Annotated in this window: 4 protein-coding genes; 1 reads left to right on the top strand and 3 read right to left on the bottom strand. The window is 44.8% G+C overall.

Annotation, left to right across the window (positions count from 1 at the left end; translation table 11 throughout):
* The first annotated feature begins 215 nt into the window (after positions 1-215).
* Entirely contained in the window at positions 216-368 is a 153-nt protein-coding gene (locus tag H6G97_RS46030; protein WP_190947092.1) for a hypothetical protein, read from the top strand.
* A 208-nt stretch (positions 369-576) separates the two neighbouring features.
* Here the strand turns inward: H6G97_RS46030 and H6G97_RS46025 are convergent, their stop codons facing one another.
* The 3 genes from H6G97_RS46025 to H6G97_RS46015 form a co-directional block, all read right to left on the bottom strand.
* Positions 577-1,992, bottom strand: a complete 1,416-nt coding sequence (locus tag H6G97_RS46025) for a cytochrome P450 (RefSeq protein WP_190947091.1) — start codon at positions 1,990-1,992, stop codon at positions 577-579.
* A 126-nt stretch (positions 1,993-2,118) separates the two neighbouring features.
* Positions 2,119-2,787, bottom strand: a complete 669-nt coding sequence (locus H6G97_RS46020; protein WP_190947090.1) for a response regulator — start codon at positions 2,785-2,787, stop codon at positions 2,119-2,121.
* Positions 2,788-3,011: 224 nt separating this feature from the next.
* Complete coding sequence (locus H6G97_RS46015; RefSeq protein ID WP_190947089.1) at positions 3,012-4,454, bottom strand: hypothetical protein; 1,443 nt, start codon at positions 4,452-4,454, stop codon at positions 3,012-3,014.
* Positions 4,455-4,580: the final 126 nt, after the last annotated feature.

Here is a 4,580-nt window from a genome sequence, read left to right as displayed (position 1 = left end):
TGATATCAGTCTTTTTAAGGGCCAACGCTTCTGATACGCGACAACCAGTAAACAGGCAGATGCCAAACAGAGCGCGATCGCGTGGGCTGAGAAATCCCTCGGTGAATAATCGCCTTAATTCCTCTTGGCTTAGTATTTTGCCTTGTCCGTTGCCGCTAACCTTCATATATTCTACTTTCTAGGGGATTACACGTTTCAATGAAAACGTGTAATTGATGACCCAAAGTATTGTAACTCCGTTAGCGACACGAAAGCTCACTCAAGACATCAATTCCAACTTATCAATCGCAATCGCTACAACCCCGATTCTGGCGTTGGCTGATAAAATTAGCTTATGTTTGCTAGGCTATTACCAAGTAGGGGTATGATCCGCACCAATAGGATATGCTCATCTTGCGGCTGTCTCAACTGTCTATACTCGCTTCTATACCAAGAGTTGATAAATCCTTGCAAGAGGTGAGTGATATCAACCTGTTAGTGGCGATCTGGTAGGGGGTTGCACAAGTAAGTGTCAATAAAAAACCCCTTAGATGACCGTCGGGGGCTTTTATGTAAGCTATCAGCCAAAAGAGAAAGTCAAACTCGGCGTGTAAACTTCATTTGGTAATCATCCCTGAGCTTTTTTAGAGGAAACTGGACAAACTTCGCCTCGCCTGTTGCTTCCCAGTTAAACATTTGTAGCAAATGAGAGGCGAACACTTTTGTAATTGCGATCGCCATCTGCGCTCCCAGGCAAGCATGGACACCGCCACCAAAGGGAATAAATTGATACATCTTGTCTTCGCTACGTGACGGCAGAAAACGCTCTGGTGCAAATACTTCTGGTTCGGGAAAGTACTCTGGTGTAATGTGTGCGATTCGTGGTTCTGCAATAATTACACAGCCTTTATTATAGAGTACGCCATCAAGTACCACAGACTTGGTGAGCAGACGACTGGCTGTAGAACTGGGTGGTAGAGTACGTAGTGTTTCCTTAATTGTTGCCTCTAAATATACCATTTGCTTTAACTGTTCGGGTGAGAACATAGTGACTTGACTGTTTCCACCTGTAAGAGTGGCTTGCTCAAGTCGCAGTCGTGAAATAACTTGCGGATGGCGGGCAATTTGGTACATGAGCGAAGATATCAGCCCGGATACCTCATAATCCGATGCCCATAATTGCAGTAGACACTGATTCTCTATTAACTGCTCACTAAATACTCCATCGGGATGTTCTTGTTGGCTGTCTAGCATCATTGAGAGGAAATCAGCCGTGGGCTTGATGACTTTACCCTCACCTCGCCGCCTTTGCACCACAGCACGCATAAATTCTAAGAGTTTGGTACGTGCCAGAAACCCACGCCCGTATTTTGTCAAGGGAGACTTCCATTGAGACAAACCATAAAAACCATGAAAGTATGTCTTGTACAAAGCTTTTAACTCGGCTTTGGACGTAATTGGTAGTCCCTTGAAAGTTTCAGGAGCAGAGTCATCTAAACTGATTCCCAACAGCACAGGGGTAAGTACATCAAAGCAAATCTTCTCCACCGCCGGGGATACGGCTATGGTACTGGGAGTAGTCCAGCTATTAATCCCACGCACAATCACGTCATTGATTAGCGGTGTATAGCCATCAAGTACACGGCCAGTCAGTCCGGGGGCGAGTGCATTTTTACGCTGACGATGCAAATCGGGTCTTTGAAACAGACTGTACTCACCGAACATATCCATTGTGGTTGCTGGCAGTGCAATCTCTGTATATTTCAAATCTCCATTAAATGCCATTTGAATAGCTTTAGCAGAGCCTACAAAGATGGTAGTGCGACCAAAGACTCCTGTGTTAAAAATAGGGCCATACTTTTGCAAATTTTGGCGACAGAATCGATCTGGATTCGCAATGTAGCTAAATGTGTCATACCACTTTGGCTTTCTTGGTGGAGTGGTAGTGCCAGTAGGTGGCGCTTGTCCATCCTCAATTACTTTTACTTCTTCAGCATTGGCAATGTTGTGCATAGCATCCTCGGTGGAATAAATTGAACTTTCCCTTCGATACCTCACGACTAATAGTGTTGGTATTGCTCCACACTTTCATCCCCAGTAATTGTAGCGGTTGATATGGCTCAAGCACTGCATAAGCGACTATGAGACAATCAAGTTATAGTCAATATAACCAAGCATCGCCCCTCTTTTTATCGCCTCATAACGGTTCTTGACGTGCCATTTACTGTACAAATCGCTGGCATAATGTTTGACTGTACTAACAGAGAGAAACATTTCTCTGGCAATCTGTTCAAAAACTAAACCCTGAGCCAGTAATCGCAGAACTTGTATTTGCCGCTCGGTGGGAGAGTCAAGCAAGTTTTTGTCAAGCATTCTAGGGTCAATATATCTGTTTTGATAAAGGCTTTCTAACAGTTTTTTAGCCAGCTTCGGGTCAAGTAGACATTCATTAAAGTAAGCTCTCTTGATGGCTAGTTCAATCAATTCTATCTCAGCACTTTTGAGCATATAAGAATCAGCACCATGACGGAAAGCCGAGTTAATAAAGTCTTCATGAGTCTGATTAGTAAAAATCACCACTTTACTATTAGTTTTGCTTTTAATTGAACGAGTAAGTTCTAGACCACTCATATCGGGCAATAGTAAATCAACTAACACAACATCAGGATTGGTCTGTTCAATTAACTGAAACCCTAGCTTTCCAGAAGTGGCATCACCAGTTACTTCTATATCTGGGGATTGTGAAATAGCACCTTTGATGCCTAAGAGCGTGAATATTTCTGGTTCAACAATTACTATTCTCAGCATGATGTTGATAATCCTCTAATAATAAATGGCTGTTTATTCGGTTATTTCTTATTGGTGTCTAGCGGACACGTATTAGACACTTGGTGTCTGGGCGGTGTCTGGGGTAGTGTCTGCTGGTGTCTGCACAGGATAAGGGTTTTGAGCTTTGGTGTCTGTGGTGTCCGGTGTCCAGTGTCCGCGAAAAAAGGGCGTTTTTGGGGCGAGACACTAGACACCGATGGCAGTCAAATTTGATTAAGCTTGATAACACCCTCGCCTATCCAGTCCGCCAATCCTGCCCCCACAATTTCATACATCCAGCCCTTGATTTGCTCTACAGTGAATCTCTCACCGTTCACTTTAAAATTGCCCTTGAACTCTCTTACATCAGCTTCAATTCGTTCAGTTCTGGTGAGATATTCATATAGCTTTTGCGCCATTGGTGATAATTTATTCGGTTTATCTTGGGTGTCACCTGCTTTGTTACCAAGATTGAATTCCAGTTCATAAATCCGCTCTAAAGTGGCTTTATCGATGGTTGGCGGTTCATTAACTGTTCTAGATTCATCAAGCCGAAAATCAATTCGTTTGCGGTCAAGCTTAGGCAGTTCAATATCAATCCATTGACCATGCCCAGGTAATTTAATTGCTCCTTTACCACTAGCTTTAGCTTCTGTGGTGATTGGGTCAATAGTTGCGATTAGTTCTACTTCTAACAGTGCCGCATCTCGAAGTTTTGATAGTCCTTTGGCTTTGGCTAAAATCTCCATTGTGCGGTCGTGAGCTACGAACAAAGGAATCATTAATTGCTTGCGAGATTCAGTCATGGCACAGCGAAACCACTTGCCAACAAAATCCGGGTCGGGCTTCCATTTTTCATCCTCACAATCATCTGGCATTGGCTCAACAATGTTATCTGTCCATGTCGTAAATTCTTCACAGATAACTGATAGCATCTTGCCCGATGCTCTTAGGTTCTCCGTCCATTGCTCCTCCGTTAATCCACTCTTGCGGTAATCTTCATAGCGCTGGCGCATTTCATTCATGTACCATTGCATGAATTCGGCTATTTCTTTGTAGCCGGTAATCAGCCTTACGCCTTTCCACTCGACAATAGTGCCGTGAGGGTCAAGCGCTACGATGTTCCACCCAGCTTGTACTTTCTTCCAGATAATCTCTCTGGTAGTCCATGATTTACCTGCACCCATGCCACCAAATATCAGAGTGGGGTAGCCGATGGTGTTGTTGATCCAGCGATATTTGTCAGTGGGAGCGATCGCTCCTGGCTCAGATCCAGTAACCTTGTCGTTCGGGTCAATCGTCCCCTGTAAAGTCTGGCTACCTTGCAGATAGGGCGTTTTCATCTCACGAAGCTGCTTGATGTACTCCGCCTTCTGTTCTTCACTCATCCCCGCCGTTTGCGCTTCAAAGATTGCATCAGTTGCCTCCATTTGGGTAACTTCAATTTCCGTGTGGGCGTAAATCTCGGCTTTTTGGATATCCACAGTGCGATCGTTGGCGACTAGATCCAAGTCGGCTTGTAGTTGGACTTCTGCGATCGCAACATCTCGGTAGCTGTCCAACAACTCGGAACGTGCGGACATCTCAGCTTTTGCTGCATCCCGCTTTTGGGCGATGTCTTCAAATACGGCTTTCTGCTTCTCTTCCGATTGGCAGTGCCGCAGCATCCACCCAGCAAGAGCAAACCCCAGGAATCCCCCAAACCATTAAACTAAGCGAAACTCTCACGAGTCCCGCTCGTCTTCAGAACCGGACGTGAGACTTTCACCTCATCCGGCTCCTCAATGACTTGG

It is taken from the genome of Nostoc flagelliforme FACHB-838 (assembly GCF_014698065.1).
GTDB lineage: Bacteria > Cyanobacteriota > Cyanobacteriia > Cyanobacteriales > Nostocaceae > Nostoc > Nostoc flagelliforme_B.
Note: the sequence above shows the minus strand (reverse complement) of the source record. Positions and strands in the feature narration are given on the sequence as shown.